Raw genomic sequence first — 14,607 nt, 5'->3', positions numbered from 1 at the left:
AATATAAACAGCCACTCCAGCCCATAATCCCTGCTTATAAAACACACACAATTTTCTGTTAAAGGGATGTCACATGAAACTCAGCTCAATTAAAGTCAGTCATAAACTGTGGGGGCTTATTATCGTTTTAGTCGCCTTACTGGTCACCTTTAGTGCAACCACCTACCGCGAACTGTACGCTGAGTTATTACAAGCCCGTCAATTGCAAGTCAAAGAACAGGTGGATAACGCCTACTCACTGGTTGCCTTCTACGCAGACCAAGCGGATACGATCGGCGAAGACAACGCCAAACAGTCGGCACTCGCCGCCTTATCTGCATTACGCTTTGGCGAGGACGGGTACTTCTGGGTAAATGACATGCAAACCAAACTCCTTATGCACCCATTCAAACCACAAAATGCCGGCAAAGACATGTCTAATACAACGGATGCAAAAGGCCAATTTCATTGGAAAAATATGGTCTCTGTGGTGAAACAGCAAGGCGAAGGCTATGTTGAATACGCCTACAAAGGCCCTCAAGTAAGCCAACCAGAAGACAAAGTATCCTATGTTAAAGGCTACCAACCATGGGGCTGGGTGATTGGCAGCGGAGTTTTATACAGCAGTGTCACCGACATATTCTGGAAGTCGATTACCCAATCAGCCATCATTGAAATGTCATTGATAATGCTCGCCATGATTGGAAGCATTTTGATTGTTCGCAACATCACGCAGCCATTAAAAACCGTAACAGAACACCTACAACATATTTCTAATGGCAACCTAACCAAACACATCGATATGCAACGTGCTGATGAGATTGGCATCTTGGCCAATGCGGCCAATCGAGTATCCAGTTCCCTAAACGACACGCTACTCGAAGTCGACCACGCCATCACAGAGTTGCAAGCCGTGTGTGTTCAAATGCAAGGCAACAGCCTCAATACCCAAAAAGGCATGGATCACCAATTCCAAGAAGTCGAACTGTTGGCCACCGCCATGAATGAAATGTCTTATTCTATTAAAGACGTTGCACAACATGCCAAAGACACGGCGGACGCCACTCAAACGGTTCAAACCATTACCCGTCAAAGCAGTCAAGACCTTGATGCCACCAACATCGACATTCAGAGCTTAACCACGCACATTGAAGGAGCCAACGACGTCATCATTAAACTACTAGAGCAAACAGGCGATATCGATTCCGTGCTGGGGGTGATTGGCGATATTTCAGAACAAACCAATTTGCTCGCACTCAACGCCGCCATTGAAGCCGCTCGCGCAGGTGAATTGGGTCGTGGCTTTGCGGTAGTTGCAGACGAAGTACGCTCACTGGCCAGCCGAACTCAAGGCTCTACCGTCGAAATCCGCGCAATTATTGAAAAGCTACAACATCAATCAAAAGAAGCATCTACTTCCATGGCCACCAGCACAGAACAAGCGGAACGCGGTGCCGGCCGAATGCATGTGGCCGCTGAAAACCTCAAAAACATGCTGATTCAAGTCGATGACGTGTCCGCAAGAAGCTTACAAATCGCCTCCGCAGCAGAGCAGCAAGGCGCCGTGGCCGAAGAGATCAATCACAACTTGATGGGCATTCGTGAAGTGTCTGAAAAAGTATTGGAAGACTCTCAACAAGTGTCCGAAGGCAGCACCATGATCGCCAAAATGACCGACGAGCTAAGTAAGAAAATCAAACAGTTCCAGTTTGCTTGAGAGCCTTTCTATCCTGTAACAAGAGGTGAGCTAAGCACTCATCTCTTTTTCGTTTAAGCTCGCTGCGGTTAAAAACGTAAATATGATTTTAACTAAAGCGTCCTTATATATTGACTTGGCGTTACTCCAAATGACTTGTAAAAGCGCTGACTAAAGCGTTCTTGAGACTGGTAGCCGCAACGCACCGCAATGTCGATTTGTTGATCGTAACCTTGTTGCATCAAGCTGATTGCATGATTCATACGCACTCGGGTTAACAGGGTTCTAAACTGAGTATTTTCTTCTTTCAAACGACGAATCAAGGTAGCTCGACTCATTGAGAAATGGGCCGCAACTTGATCCAATTGATAATCCTGCCATGGCGCTTGTTGCATGAGTTCAGTGACTTTTTGCGCAAAGGGCACAGAATGCCCATCAAAAAGTAGATGCAATTTACCGACTTCGGCCATCTGTTGATAAAAGCCATTAATCCAATACGCTTGAGCCGTCTCACTCAATCCATCGATATCCAATCCCATTAAGAAATCAAGACTCTCCATCAAAGCGCGGCTAGGTTTAAAGCGCGGCGACCACTCACCATCTACTGCCATGCTTAGCTGTATCATGGCTTCTGGAGGTGACAATAAAAAACTCATCTGCACTGACAAAAATCGCGCTTTGGTTGGCTCATTTTCAAACGTCAGTTGTTGCCCTGCTTTTGTTAATAGCAAGGTCGATGCATCAAATTCCAACACATCATCTTGCCAGAATAGACGTTTACGCCCTGAACGAATTTTAAAGAGGCTAGGAGTAAGAATCGCCACATTACGCAATCGCTGTGCTTGTACCCCATACACATGACTGACTTTAAAAGCAGGACGCATTGTTACTCACTCCTAAACCCTAATAAATGATGGATTAACGATGATAAGGTGCGACCAGCACGGCCTTACCGATGGCCATACTGCGCACGGTAAAACCCGCTAACGCGGATGAAACATCGGCATTTAGATCCAGCTTTTCGACAGGCAATGCCCAAACCGTAAACTGGTAACGGTGCATATTATCGCCTTTAGGAGGACAAACACCGCCAAACCCCACACTACCGTAATCAGACTTCAGCTCAGTTGCACCCAGCTTAGTTAAGTCAGCACCTTGAGCCAAAGACGACACAGAAGCTGGAATATTAAACGCAGACCAATGCCACCAACCACTGCCTGACGGCGCATCAGGGTCGTATGCGGTAAGGGCAAAACTCTTTGTGCCTTTTGGTGCATCTGCCCACTGCAGTTGTGGCGACTTATTCTCCCCTGAGCAACCGAAACCATCAAACTCAAACACTTGCGGTATTTTCTTACCCTCTTGAATATCTTGGCTGGTTAATTCAAATGCATTGCTGCTCATGGAGACTAAGCCACTTAACGCTGCCGTCATAAAAATTACTTTATTCATCATTGTCACCTTACTGTTTTAATCTTTAGAGTCGTTATAGTAAGGATTCAAGATCATTCGAACTCGACAAAAAGTATCTTATTAAGACCTTAAATTAATTTTTTTGACACTTTGTGCTCTACCTCATGAAAAAACTAAATCACTCCAGTTTTCGATACAAGGATCGCAAGCTGATCCCTGCAATCTCAGCCACTTGTTCCTTATTGTTGTCGTGTGCGGCCATGAGATCGGACAAGTAACGCTTTTCTGCTGTTTTTAAATCCACCCACGCAACCTTTTCACCTTCCGCGGTTTGCCCATACGTCACCAGCGTGAGCGATAAATCCGTTTGTTGGTGAATGCTCGTATCGATATTTAGGCTCTCCAATATGGTGTCACGCTCAATCACATTGGTGTCAGTTAACAACACAGCTCGGTTCAAGATATTACTGAGTTCTCGAATATTGCCGGGGAAAGGGTAATGTTGTAACGCCTGCAACGCAGAGTGTGTTAAGTGGTATTCTTTTCGCTCACTGATGCGTTTTAACAAGGTGCTAATCAACAAAGGCAAATCCGCTTGACGATCGCGCAACGGAGGAACAAAAATCGGGAATACATTAATTCGATAATACAAATCCTGGCGAAACTCGCCTGCTTTCACCATTTGCGCGAGGTTTTTGTGAGTGGCGCAAATCAACCGAAAGTTGGTGTGTTTGATCGTCGAAGACCCCACAGGGCGAAACGCACCCGTTTCAATTAGGCGTAACAACTTTACCTGCATCGACAACGGCACATCACCAATTTCATCTAAAAATAGCGTACCGCCATTGGCCAATTCCACCAGCCCAGTTCGGTTACTGTGAGCCCCCGTGAACGACCCTTTGAGATGACCAAACAGCTCGCTTTCAAACAGTGAATCCGTCAGGCCAGCACACTCCAGTGTGACCAACGAATTTTTAGCGCGATCACTGCCTTGGTGAACGGCCTGAGCTACCAACTCTTTACCGCTACCAGATTCGCCTAACAACAAGACCGAAGCATCGCTGTGGCTCACGCGAGTGATCTTTTCCAACATCTGATTAAAGGCCTTACTCGCCCCCACCAATTTGGCGCTACCTTCTTCCACACTGGCCACCGAAACCGGCCGCAGCAGCTCAACAAAAAACAACAATTCGCCCTGTTCATTATGAATCGGCAACATTTCCACATCGACGTGTTCTTTTCCTCGCGGCGTCTGGTGAATGTGTAAAACACGTTCTTTCCGCCCTGACTGCAAAGTGGCAGACAAGGGGCAATCCTCTCCCGCTTCATCACAAGGTACCGTGTAGCCGTGCGATATTTCAAAGCAACGAGCAGGCTTATCCAGCGCGATGTCACCAAATTGATCTCGATAATGCTGGTTAAACGCCACAATACGGTAATCCGTAGACACCAAAATAGCAGGGCAATCATAACCCTCTAACATACTAGCAAAGCCGCGAGTAGCCACTGTGTCGGATGCAATGATCTTCATAATTCCATGCCATTAATGTCAAAAATTTACGCCAAATATGACAAAAGAAACTACATTAGTCAAATCTAATTAATAAAGAAAAAAACACAAAAATTTATTTAACCTTAAATTTCAATAAGTTAAATAAAAATATTGTGTTTGGCACGCTTTCTGCCTTTGTACCAAGTATCCATCCAACAAATGGGCATTCCATTTGTGAAGAAAACCGACATTGAGGTGACACATGACAACCCATTTAACGGCAAAACCTGACGTAGCTGTATTTTTTGATAAAGACTCCAGTACCTTTTCTTATGTGGTGAAGGACCCAGCGTCGTCAAGCTGTGCGATCGTAGACAGCGTTTTGGATTTTGACTATGCCTCTGGTGGCACCTTTCACAAAAGCGCCGACGACATCATCGACTACGTGATCGCGCATAAACTGAAAGTAGAATGGCTAATAGAAACACACGTCCACGCCGACCATCTTTCTGCTGCCCCTTACATTCAGAAAAAATTGGGCGGAAAAATTGGCATTGGCGCACAAATCACGACGGTTCAAGAAACCTTTGCCAACGTATTTAATGAAGGTACTGACTTCCTACACGATGGTTCTCAGTTCGATTACCTCTTCCAAGATGGTGAACAATTCCATATTGGCGACATGCCATGCACCGCGCTTCACACCCCCGGCCACACACCAGCTTGTTTTACACATGTTCTGGGCGACGCTGTTTTCGTTGGTGACACATTATTTATGCCTGACGCCGGAACGGCACGCGCGGACTTCCCTGGTGGAGACGCCGGCATCCTGTTCGACTCGGTTCAAAAAATCTTAGCGTTGCCAGAAGATCATCGTATCTTCATGTGCCACGACTACTGCCCGAACGGCCGAGAATTAGAGTACCAAACCACCGTCAAAGCCCAGCGCGAGCAAAATATTCACGTCAAACAAGGCATCAGCAAATCAACCTTCGTTGACCTAAGAGAAGCTCGCGACAGAACCTTGTCCATGCCTCGCCTGATTTTGCCATCGTTACAAATCAACATGAGAGCAGGACACATGCCAGAACCAGAAGACAATGGTTTATCTTATCTAAAGATTCCGTTGAATGCATTTAAGTAGATCGTAACGACAAGAGCAACTAACTATAAATATCCTAATGACCATTAGGCTAAATAATAATTATATAAAGTGAGAACAGCCATGTTACGCAAACAAATCACAGACAACTATTCCGTCTCTGAGCAGATCAGCTTAGACGATGTAGACGCTTTAGCAGAATCTGGCGTCACACTTATCATTTGTAATCGACCAGATGGTGAAGAGGAAGGACAATTACCTTTTGCCGATGTTGCCGCTTATGCAAAAGAAAAAAACATTAAGGCTGAGCACATTCCGTTTGCTGGCGGGCAAATGACAACAGCCGATGTTATAGCATTTCAAGCTGCCATTAAAGATGCAGATAATATTCACGCCTATTGCCGAACCGGTAATCGCTCTAGCCAAATTTGGCAAGCAGCTCAGGAAGCTTCACCTGCTGATCCCTCCACTCAAGACAATAAAGCCTCTTCCGCAACAGCCGATAAAGCACAGCCTAAAGAAGACAACAAAACAACCACTCAATACGATGTTGTGGTAGTCGGTGCAGGCTCAGCCGGTATTTCTACCGCCGCCAGTTTATTAAAACGCAAACCTGGCTTGAAAATTTGTTTGATTGATCCTGCTGAAAGTCATTTTTATCAGCCCGGTTGGACGCTGGTAGGCGGCGGTGTGTTTAAAGCAGCCAATACGCGCCGCAACATGGCTGATGTTATTCCAGCACACACAAAATGGCTAAAAGAAGCGGTAAAAACGTTCTTGCCAAATGAAAACAAAGTTGTGCTCGAAAACGGCCAAAAAATAGCTTATCAATACCTAGTCGTGGCGGCTGGTATCAAGCTTAATTGGGACGCCATTGAAGGCTTATCAGAGACATTAGGCCGCAACGGCGTGACATCAAATTATCGTTACGACTTAGCACCTTATACATGGGATTTAGTTAAAAACTTAAACGGCGGCAAAGCCGTATTCACCCAACCGCCCATGCCAATCAAATGCGCAGGCGCGCCACAAAAAGCCATGTATTTGTCATGCGATCATTGGTTGAAGAATGACAAACTGAAAGATATCAATGTCTCATTTTACAACGCAGGTGCCGTACTATTTGGCGTTGCTGACTATGTTCCTGCTTTGGAAAGTTATATTCAAAAATACCAAGTAAATACTCACTTCACTCACAACCTAGTCAAAGTGGACGGTCCAAACAAACGCGCCTATTTTGCCACCACAGACAAAGACGGTGAGAAAAGCATCGTAGAGACCGAGTTCGATATGTTACATGTTTGCCCACCACAAACAGCTCCAGACTTCATTCGCAATAGCCCATTAGTGGATGCGGCTGGCTGGGTCGATGTGGATAAAGAAACCTTGCAACATACCCAGTTCAAAAACATCTGGTCATTAGGTGATGTAAGCAACACGCCAAACGCAAAAACCATGGCAGCGGCTCGTAAACAAGCACCGGTCGTGGCACAAAACATTGCTGATGCTATCGACGGAAATACGATAAGAGCCATCTACGACGGTTACGGCTCCTGCCCGCTTACCGTTGAACGCGGCAAGATTGTCTTGGCGGAATTTGGTTACGGCGGAAAGCTGCTGCCGACCTTCCCGACATGGCTGAACGATGGCACCAAACCCACCTATCTCGCTTGGGTGCTGAAAGAAGACTTGCTGCCTCCTTTCTACTGGCACGGGATGCTGAAAGGCTATGAATGGTTTGTTAAACCAACAATGCGTAAGTAACGAGAGCTTCAAGATGACCATTGAACGTTTCATTCCCGCCCTGTCTTGGCTAAAGACCTATAACCGTGGGCAATTTAGCCAAGACGCCACCGCGGCGTTTATCGTCACCATGTTGCTGATTCCTCAGTCACTGGCGTATGCCATGCTGGCTGGGGTGCCACCAGAAGTGGGTTTATATTCCAGTATATTACCTTTGGTTTTGTACGCTTTCTTTGGCACCAGCACATCTTTGTCAGTTGGCCCAGTTGCCGTGGCGTCACTCATGACGGCGACGTCACTGGCGGTGATTACCGAGCAAGGTACAGCCAGCTATCTCACTGGTGCTATTACGCTCGCTTTGTTATCTGGCACCATGCTAGTGATCATGGGCGTAATGAAACTAGGCATGGTAACAAACCTGCTTTCTCACTCCGTGATTTCTGGGTTTATTTCTGCTTCCGGTATTATTATTGCGCTGAGCCAGCTGAAACACATTTTGGGCATTCAAGCCCATGGCGATAATGTTGTCACACAATTGCTTTCTATGCTGGAAAACATCGGTCAATTTAAACCCATGACCTTTGTGATTGGCGTTTCTGTCATCGCATTTTTGCTGTTAGCTCGTCGTCACGCGAAACGTTTTTTGATCATTCTAAAAGTTCCTGAAGCATCAGCGGCGTCGTTGGCCAAAACAGCCCCCATTCTCGGTGTGTTATCCAGCCTTGCGGTGGTGTATTTATATGATCTACCGTCCCATGGCGTGGCGATTACTGGACACATTCCCGCAGGATTGCCGACCTTAATGTTCACCTTGCCTTCCTTGGACTTGATTAAAGAGCTGGCACTGCCTGCACTGATGATTTCCATTATTGGCTATGTAGAGTCCATTTCCGTTGGCAAAACGTTGGGCGCTAAACGACGTGAAAAAGTCAAACCGAATCAAGAGCTGATTGGTTTAGGGGCCGCCAACATTGCTTCAGGCGTTTCAGGCGGCTTTCCTGTCACCGGTGGGTTTTCTCGCTCTGTGGTGAACTTTGATGCCGGTGCGGTCACTCAGCTTGCCAGCATCATGACGGCTCTCGGTATTATGATCGCGTCTTTGCTGTTAACGCCTATGTTGTACTTTTTGCCCAAAGCCACACTGGCGGCGACCATCATTGTAGCGGTCACAACCCTGATAGATTTTTCTATCTTGAAAAAAACCTGGCTGTTTTCTCGCAGTGATTTCTATGCCGTGCTCGCAACCATAGTAATTACCTTGTTGCTTGGTGTGGAAGTGGGTGTCGCTTCTGGGGTCGTTTTATCGATTGCCTTGCATTTGTATCGTACATCGAAACCACACGTGGCCGAAGTTGGCTTGATCAAGGGCTCAGAGCACTTTCGTAATGTGAAACGCTATGAGGTAGAAACTTCCCCTCAATTGCTTTGTTTACGACCAGACGAGAGCCTGTTCTTTGCCAATGCAACGTTTTTGGAAGATCACATCATCGACACCATTAGCCAGCGCAAAGACATTAACCATGTGGTGATTCAATGCAGCGCCGTGAATGAAATTGATTTCAGCGCCTTAGAAATGCTTGAAGCCCTTAACCTGCAATTAAAAAGCTTGAACATAAAACTCTCGCTTTCGGAGGTAAAAGGCCCCGTAATGGATCACCTAGAATGTAGCGGATTCCTGCAGCACCTCAATGGCAAAGTGTATTTATCGCAATTCCAAGCGTTTAAAGATATTACACAATCCTCAGCCAGCTAATAACTAATACCAAATACCTAAGCAAGCAGAGACAAAAAATCCAATGGCGTTGCGGCCATTGGATTTTTCTTGGTGTATGTTAACCACGCCCTATCAATACACAATTATGCCCCTCTTGACCATTTAACTGACGAATAATATCCAGAAACAAATCTCGACCAACAGGAATCAAACCATCGGGGAAGTCGTAATCAGGGTTATGTAATTGTGGGCTCGTGTGTCCTGCACCCAAGGCAAACATAGCGCCTTCTTTTGCCGTGGCGGTGAACTGACCAAAATCCTCTGACCAACGCATTGGTTCATCTAATAACGCAAAAGGCGTTTGAGTATTATCACAAGCACTGACCACCAAATCACAACCTTGTTGAGAGTTAACGCTGGCCTGAAACACATCGTCGTACTCAAACGAAATACTCACGTTCTCACGCGTTGCGATCGCTTGAGAAAAACGCTCTGCGTGCGCCACCAATGTTTGCATCCCTTCATTGGTTTCACTACGCAACGTCACCATCACCACCGCATCGCCAGGCGAGGTACCAAAGGCCACTTCACCCAGTTTTGCATGAATCACGGTCACCCAATTGCGTCCCAATGATGTAGCTTGCGCGACATTGGCAGGCAAACCATTTAATTCTTGAATAATATGGCACATGGCATTGGCAGGACTGATGCCGTTTTCGGGGTGGGCAGCATGGGAAGTTTTGCCTTTTAGATGGATAATCATGCCTCGGGACGCACAATTGAAGGTACCCGCTCGCACCGCCACCTTACCGAGCTCTAAACTGGGGTAATTGTGCAAGGCGAAAGCATAATCGGGCGCGATGTCAGAAAAACGCGGGTCTTGTACCATTTGAATCGCTCCCATACCGGTTTCTTCTGCCGGCTGAAAGCACAGCACCACGCGCCCTTTTTGCGGACGATGCGTCGCCAATTCTGCACCCAGCGCCGTCACAATACTCATGTGCCCATCGTGTCCGCATTTATGGGAAACCCCCATCACTTTCGATCGATGCTCAAAGTCATTAGTCTCTTCGATGGGCAAGGCGTCTAACTCGCTGCGAATTAAGGTGGTTGGGCCACTTTGCGCACCGTTAAACACAAACGCCAGGCCCGTTCCGCCAAGCCCCGTGATCACCTCATCCGCAGAGAAAGCCTGAAACTCTTCGAGAATTCGAGCCGCCGTCGCTTGCTCTTGATTTGACAGCTCTGGGTTCTGGTGAAGGATTTTACGAAACGCGATTAGCTCATCAAAAGATTGCATAATTGGGCCTATTCTGACTAATAAGGGTACTACTCGTAATGACTCCAAAGCCGAAGTATTTTTATCATTTTCTCAGCGTCTAACACTTGATAAACAAGTCTGTGTTGAATGTTAATTCTGCGTGAATAAGCACCAGAAAGGTCACCGATTAACTTCTCAAACGGAGGTGGTTTTTGAAAGGGGTCCTGCGCGACCAAACTGAGTAACTCTTGAGCTTTTGGTTTCAGCCCACTAGACGCTAATTTTTTTGCATCCTTCTGAGCTTGCTTGGTATAAATCAACTTCCATGTCACCAATCTAACTCCTCATCACATTCACTCGCGGGAGTATCCATTCCCTCGCGAATAGATTCACGCATATTAGGCACTGATAGTAAAAACAGGGTTTCCTGAATCGCTGACCAGTCTTCTTCCGATACCAAAACCGCATTATTACGCTTACCAGTAATAACGATAGGCTGATGAGAATCTGCTGTTTCGTCAATCAATCGATACAAATTACTACGTGCTTCTGTTGCCGTCATTCCAGCCATCACACACCTCAAAATAGTTCAAATAACAATCAGATTTTACGCTTTATAATACGTACGTCAAGACGGACGCTTTTCATTTTTCATCAGCCTCTCAATCGAAATATAGACTCAGTCAGCAAGAGTGGATTTTTTTACACATTGCTATAGAAAAACCTTAGACTCAAAAACATTAAACAAAAAAATAAAGCTGCACTGGAAATTAAAATCAGCAAGTTATCCACAGAAAAACATAAACTCTCTTTATAAGTTTATAAAGAGAGTTTTTTGTTAAAAAAGCCAAGGGAGTTAAGAGAAGCTAGACATATTAACTGGTCTTTTCAAAAGAAACGCCGCTTGGTTTGAGTATCCTCTGAACCTGCTCTATCTGCAGTTGTTGGCCTAAAGGCCAACCTACAAAACGGCGGATCACGCTTCGCTCATGCCGCCCTACGTGTTGTTTTAAATAGGTTTTCAAGCAATAAAAAAGCGAGCCACGGCTCGCTTTTGTCGATTCCAATGAAGAGAAAACTAAGTGTTAACTCAAGGCTCTAGAATGATGTTCTAGGTGATCATCAATAAAGCTGGCGATGAAATAGTAGCTGTGGTCGTAGCCTGGTTGACGGCGTAGCGTGATCGGGTGTCCGGCTTTTTCACAGGCGACTTCTAGGGCTTCTGGTTTAAGTTGTTCTACCAAGAAGTTGTCGGCTTCACCTTGATCAATAAACAAGGGTAAGCGTTCACTCGCGCTCTCGATTAGCAAAGTAGCGTCCCACTCGTTCCAAGTGGCTTTGTCTTCACCCAAGTATCCCGTGAAGGCTTTTTCGCCCCAAGGACAGTTAGTTGGATTAACGATCGGGGCAAATGCTGAGACAGATTGATACTTGCCTGGGTTCTTTAACGCACAAATCAGAGCACCATGCCCACCCATAGAGTGACCAGAGATAGAACGCTTATCAGTCACTGGGAAATTCGCTTCCACCAAATGCGGCAGCTCTTGAACCACGTAATCATACATGCGGTATGTATTTGAATACGGTTCCACTGTCGCGTTGACATAGAACCCCGCCGCCGAACCAAAGTCGTAGCTTTCGTGCTCATTCGGATAATCCGTACCGCGTGGGCTGGTATCTGGACAAACAATGGCCAAACCTAATTCTGCCGCTTTACGAAAGGCACCGGCTTTTTGCGTAAAGTTCTCATCATTACAAGTCAAACCTGACAGCCAATACAAGACAGGCACTTTTTGCGTTTCCGCTTGTGGTGGCAGGTAAATAGCAAAGGTCATGTCACTTTTTACCGATAAGCTTTCATGCTTGTAGCGCTTCAACCAACCGCCGAAGCTTTTGGTACTGGATAGCAATTCCATAGATGTCTCCTAATCTACGTGAGATAAGCTCACATTGCGGGCTTATCTCAACGGCGTCATTACGATTACTTATCGAAAAGAATGACAGTACGGATACTCTCGCCTTTGTGCATCAAATCAAATGCTTCGTTGATGCGTTCAAGCGGCATAGTGTGTGTCACGAATGGGTCGATTTCGATCTTGCCGTTCATGTAGTCTTCTACGTAACCTGGCAACTGGCTGCGGCCTTTTACGCCACCAAAAGCAGAACCTTTCCAGACTCGGCCAGTGACCAATTGGAATGGACGTGTGGAGATTTCTTGTCCCGCGCCAGCAACTCCGATGATGATGGATTCGCCCCACCCTTTGTGACAGCACTCAAGCGCAGAGCGCATCACTTGTACGTTACCGATACACTCGAAAGAGTAATCCACACCGCCATCCGTCATTTCAACGATAACGTCTTGGATAGGCTTATCGAAGTGTTTCGGATTAACGCAATCGGTCGCGCCGAACTGCTTCGCCATTTCAAACTTAGATTCATTGATATCGATGGCGATGATCTTCGACGCGCCAGCCATGCGAGCACCTTGGATAACCGACAAACCAATACCGCCCAAGCCAAAAACAGCCACCGTTGCGCCTTCTTCAACTTTCGCTGTGTTCAGAACGGCGCCAATGCCTGTGGTGATACCACAACCTAGCAAACAGACTTTTTCTAGCGGCGCATCTACATGAATTTTTGCCAACGAAATTTCAGGAACCACACTGTACTCAGAGAAAGTAGAGGTGCCCATGTAATGGAAAATAGGCTCGCCGTTGATGCTGAAACGGCTGGTACCATCTGGCATTAAGCCTTTACCTTGGGTCACACGAACCGCTTGGCAAAGGTTGGTTTTACCAGACTGACAGAACTTACACTCGCCACATTCTGCTGTGTAAAGTGGAATAACGTGATCTCCTACTTTGAGTGTCGTAACGCCTTCACCAACGGCTTCAACCACACCCGCGCCTTCGTGACCTAGGATAGCAGGGAAAATACCTTCTGGATCTTCGCCCGACAAAGTGAACGCGTCTGTGTGACAAACGCCCGTCGCCACCATGCGAACCAGTACTTCGCCTTTTTGTGGGTCTTGAACGTCCACTTCTTCGATTTTAAGTGGTTGGCCTGGGCCCCAAGCAACTGCTGCTTTACATTTCATTGCGTTCTCCAAAGTGTGTGTTATTCAGTTTCAATGCAAACAGTGTAGACGCAATTGATTACTAGGATAATGCCCAATTTAGAAAATGATTATTGCCATACAGCAACAATCCTCTTTCACTTTATAGGAAATACGGTAATCTGAGCGTTTGGACATAAGGGGGATACAATGAAAAACTGGGAAGCCATGGAAGCGTTTGTCGAAGTCGTCCGACAAGGCCGCTTTTCTGCCGCCGCTGTTAAACTCAACGTCTCTGCCTCTCACATCAGTCGTTTAATTACTCAGCTGGAAGCAGAACTGGGCACCACCTTGCTGTTCCGCACCACAAGACGCATTCGCTTAAGTGAGGCAGGCGAGCTGTATTACCAGCATTGCCGTGGTTTGCCAGAGGCGCTAAGCAGTGCTGAAGAAGTGATTTCATCGCTAAATCAAGCCCCCATTGGCCCGTTTAAAATGACCTGTGCCACCACCTTTGGTGAACGCTATATTGCGCCACTAATGAACGATTTTTTGTTAGGTCACCCAAAGATCGAACTGGACTTTCATCTCACTAACCGTGCAGTCGACTTGATCGAAGAAGGCTACGATCTTGCCATTCGCATGGGCGCCATGAAGGATTCCAGCCATTTGTCACGCCGCCTGTGCGATCGAGTGGAATACCTTTGTGCGTCTCGGGAATACATCGACCAACACGGCATGCCGCATACGTTGGCGGAACTCAACAAACACAGCTGCTTAATCGGCTCAAAAAATCATTGGCTGTTTCAACAAGACGGACAACGCAAAGAAATGAAAGTAAGCAGCAACTGGCGCAGCAATTCTGGCCCTGCTTTACTGGATGCCGTGCGAAAAGGTTTGGGGATCGCTCAGTTGCCAGATTATTACGTGGCCGACGACCTAGCCAGCGGAAAACTCATCCCTTTACTGACTCAGTACCAATATCCATACAGTGGCGTTTGGCTGGTGTACCCAAAAGTTCGTCAGCCTTCACCTAAGTTACAAAATATATGCGATTACTTGATCCAACGTTTTAAGCAAGATCCGCCTTTTGCCAAATGATACTCGTATGTTTAAATACCCAACGCGCACGTATTTTACGCAGTGCATTTC

General features: G+C 46.4%; 13 protein-coding genes. 5 read left to right on the top strand and 8 right to left on the bottom strand.

Features of this window, described 5'->3' with window-relative positions:
• The first annotated feature begins 73 nt into the window (after positions 1–73).
• The gene (locus AABA11_RS03255; RefSeq protein ID WP_265729056.1) at positions 74–1,696 is read left to right on the top strand and encodes a methyl-accepting chemotaxis protein; all 1,623 of its coding nucleotides are present in this window, start codon (positions 74–76) and stop codon (positions 1,694–1,696) included.
• 92 nt (positions 1,697–1,788) lie between these two features.
• On the opposite strand, the gene AABA11_RS03250 is transcribed toward AABA11_RS03255, so the two are convergent.
• The 3 genes from AABA11_RS03250 to AABA11_RS03240 form a co-directional block, all read right to left on the bottom strand.
• Positions 1,789–2,559 (bottom strand): helix-turn-helix transcriptional regulator, encoded by a 771-nt coding sequence (locus tag AABA11_RS03250; RefSeq protein ID WP_265729057.1) that lies wholly within the window; start codon positions 2,557–2,559, stop codon positions 1,789–1,791.
• A gap of 34 nt (positions 2,560–2,593) precedes the next feature.
• A complete protein-coding gene (locus tag AABA11_RS03245; protein ID WP_338265327.1) occupies positions 2,594–3,130 on the bottom strand; it encodes a YbhB/YbcL family Raf kinase inhibitor-like protein in 537 nt (178 codons plus the stop codon).
• Between the two features lie 136 nt (positions 3,131–3,266).
• On the bottom strand, positions 3,267–4,619 hold the full coding sequence (locus tag AABA11_RS03240; RefSeq protein ID WP_265729059.1) for a sigma-54 interaction domain-containing protein: 1,353 nt from the start codon (positions 4,617–4,619) through the stop codon (positions 3,267–3,269).
• 223 nt (positions 4,620–4,842) lie between these two features.
• Between AABA11_RS03240 and AABA11_RS03235 the strand changes: the two genes are divergently transcribed.
• The 3 genes from AABA11_RS03235 (at position 4,843) to AABA11_RS03225 (ending at position 9,178) form a co-directional block, all read left to right on the top strand.
• Entirely contained in the window at positions 4,843–5,724 is an 882-nt protein-coding gene (locus AABA11_RS03235; protein WP_265729060.1) for an MBL fold metallo-hydrolase, read from the top strand.
• 81 nt (positions 5,725–5,805) lie between these two features.
• The gene (locus AABA11_RS03230; protein ID WP_265729061.1) at positions 5,806–7,446 is read left to right on the top strand and encodes a bifunctional protein tyrosine phosphatase family protein/NAD(P)/FAD-dependent oxidoreductase; all 1,641 of its coding nucleotides are present in this window, start codon (positions 5,806–5,808) and stop codon (positions 7,444–7,446) included.
• A gap of 13 nt (positions 7,447–7,459) precedes the next feature.
• Positions 7,460–9,178 carry a SulP family inorganic anion transporter gene (locus tag AABA11_RS03225; protein ID WP_265729062.1) on the top strand — a complete coding sequence of 573 codons (1,719 nt, stop codon included), beginning with the start codon at positions 7,460–7,462 and terminating at the stop codon, positions 9,176–9,178.
• A gap of 79 nt (positions 9,179–9,257) precedes the next feature.
• Here AABA11_RS03225 and AABA11_RS03220 read toward each other — a convergent pair whose 3' ends face one another.
• The 5 genes from AABA11_RS03220 to AABA11_RS03200 form a co-directional block, all read right to left on the bottom strand.
• Positions 9,258–10,439, bottom strand: coding sequence for an amidohydrolase (locus AABA11_RS03220; protein ID WP_265729063.1), 1,182 nt, complete (start codon positions 10,437–10,439; stop codon positions 9,258–9,260).
• Between the two features lie 29 nt (positions 10,440–10,468).
• The gene (locus AABA11_RS03215; protein ID WP_265729064.1) at positions 10,469–10,732 is read right to left on the bottom strand and encodes a Txe/YoeB family addiction module toxin; all 264 of its coding nucleotides are present in this window, start codon (positions 10,730–10,732) and stop codon (positions 10,469–10,471) included.
• Positions 10,729–10,971, bottom strand: a complete 243-nt coding sequence (locus AABA11_RS03210) for a type II toxin-antitoxin system Phd/YefM family antitoxin (protein ID WP_255826352.1) — start codon at positions 10,969–10,971, stop codon at positions 10,729–10,731. The genes AABA11_RS03215 and AABA11_RS03210 overlap by 4 nt, the downstream gene beginning before the upstream one ends.
• 514 nt (positions 10,972–11,485) lie before the next feature.
• Complete coding sequence (gene fghA / locus AABA11_RS03205) at positions 11,486–12,316, bottom strand: S-formylglutathione hydrolase (RefSeq protein ID WP_265729065.1); 831 nt, start codon at positions 12,314–12,316, stop codon at positions 11,486–11,488.
• Positions 12,317–12,381: 65 nt separating this feature from the next.
• Positions 12,382–13,497, bottom strand: coding sequence for an S-(hydroxymethyl)glutathione dehydrogenase/class III alcohol dehydrogenase (locus tag AABA11_RS03200; RefSeq protein ID WP_338265316.1), 1,116 nt, complete (start codon positions 13,495–13,497; stop codon positions 12,382–12,384).
• A 168-nt stretch (positions 13,498–13,665) separates the two neighbouring features.
• On the opposite strand from AABA11_RS03200, the gene AABA11_RS03195 reads away from it, so the two are divergent.
• The gene (locus AABA11_RS03195; protein WP_338265312.1) at positions 13,666–14,556 is read left to right on the top strand and encodes a LysR family transcriptional regulator; all 891 of its coding nucleotides are present in this window, start codon (positions 13,666–13,668) and stop codon (positions 14,554–14,556) included.
• Positions 14,557–14,607: the final 51 nt, after the last annotated feature.

The sequence above is a fragment of the Marinomonas pontica genome (assembly GCF_036322735.1).
Lineage (GTDB): Bacteria > Pseudomonadota > Gammaproteobacteria > Pseudomonadales > Marinomonadaceae > Marinomonas > Marinomonas pontica.
The sequence above is the reverse complement of the archived record's forward strand: the minus strand, read 5'-3'. Positions and strand labels throughout refer to the sequence as shown.

Bases quoted from the DNA above. Each gene is read 5' to 3' on its own strand.
- AABA11_RS03220 (WP_265729063.1), bottom strand. From the start codon at position 10,439: ATGCAATCTTTTGATGAGCTAATCGCGTTTCGTAAAATCCTTCACCAG.
- fghA (WP_265729065.1), bottom strand. From the start codon at position 12,316: ATGGAATTGCTATCCAGTACCAAAAGCTTCGGCGGTTGGTTGAAGCGC.
- AABA11_RS03200 (WP_338265316.1), bottom strand. From the start codon at position 13,497: ATGAAATGTAAAGCAGCAGTTGCTTGGGGCCCAGGCCAACCACTTAAA.
- AABA11_RS03210 (WP_255826352.1), bottom strand. From the start codon at position 10,971: ATGGCTGGAATGACGGCAACAGAAGCACGTAGTAATTTGTATCGATTG.
- AABA11_RS03235 (WP_265729060.1), top strand. From the start codon at position 4,843: ATGACAACCCATTTAACGGCAAAACCTGACGTAGCTGTATTTTTTGAT.
- AABA11_RS03240 (WP_265729059.1), bottom strand. From the start codon at position 4,619: ATGAAGATCATTGCATCCGACACAGTGGCTACTCGCGGCTTTGCTAGT.
- AABA11_RS03255 (WP_265729056.1), top strand. From the start codon at position 74: ATGAAACTCAGCTCAATTAAAGTCAGTCATAAACTGTGGGGGCTTATT.
- AABA11_RS03245 (WP_338265327.1), bottom strand. From the start codon at position 3,130: ATGATGAATAAAGTAATTTTTATGACGGCAGCGTTAAGTGGCTTAGTC.
- AABA11_RS03225 (WP_265729062.1), top strand. From the start codon at position 7,460: ATGACCATTGAACGTTTCATTCCCGCCCTGTCTTGGCTAAAGACCTAT.
- AABA11_RS03195 (WP_338265312.1), top strand. From the start codon at position 13,666: ATGAAAAACTGGGAAGCCATGGAAGCGTTTGTCGAAGTCGTCCGACAA.
- AABA11_RS03230 (WP_265729061.1), top strand. From the start codon at position 5,806: ATGTTACGCAAACAAATCACAGACAACTATTCCGTCTCTGAGCAGATC.
- AABA11_RS03250 (WP_265729057.1), bottom strand. From the start codon at position 2,559: ATGCGTCCTGCTTTTAAAGTCAGTCATGTGTATGGGGTACAAGCACAG.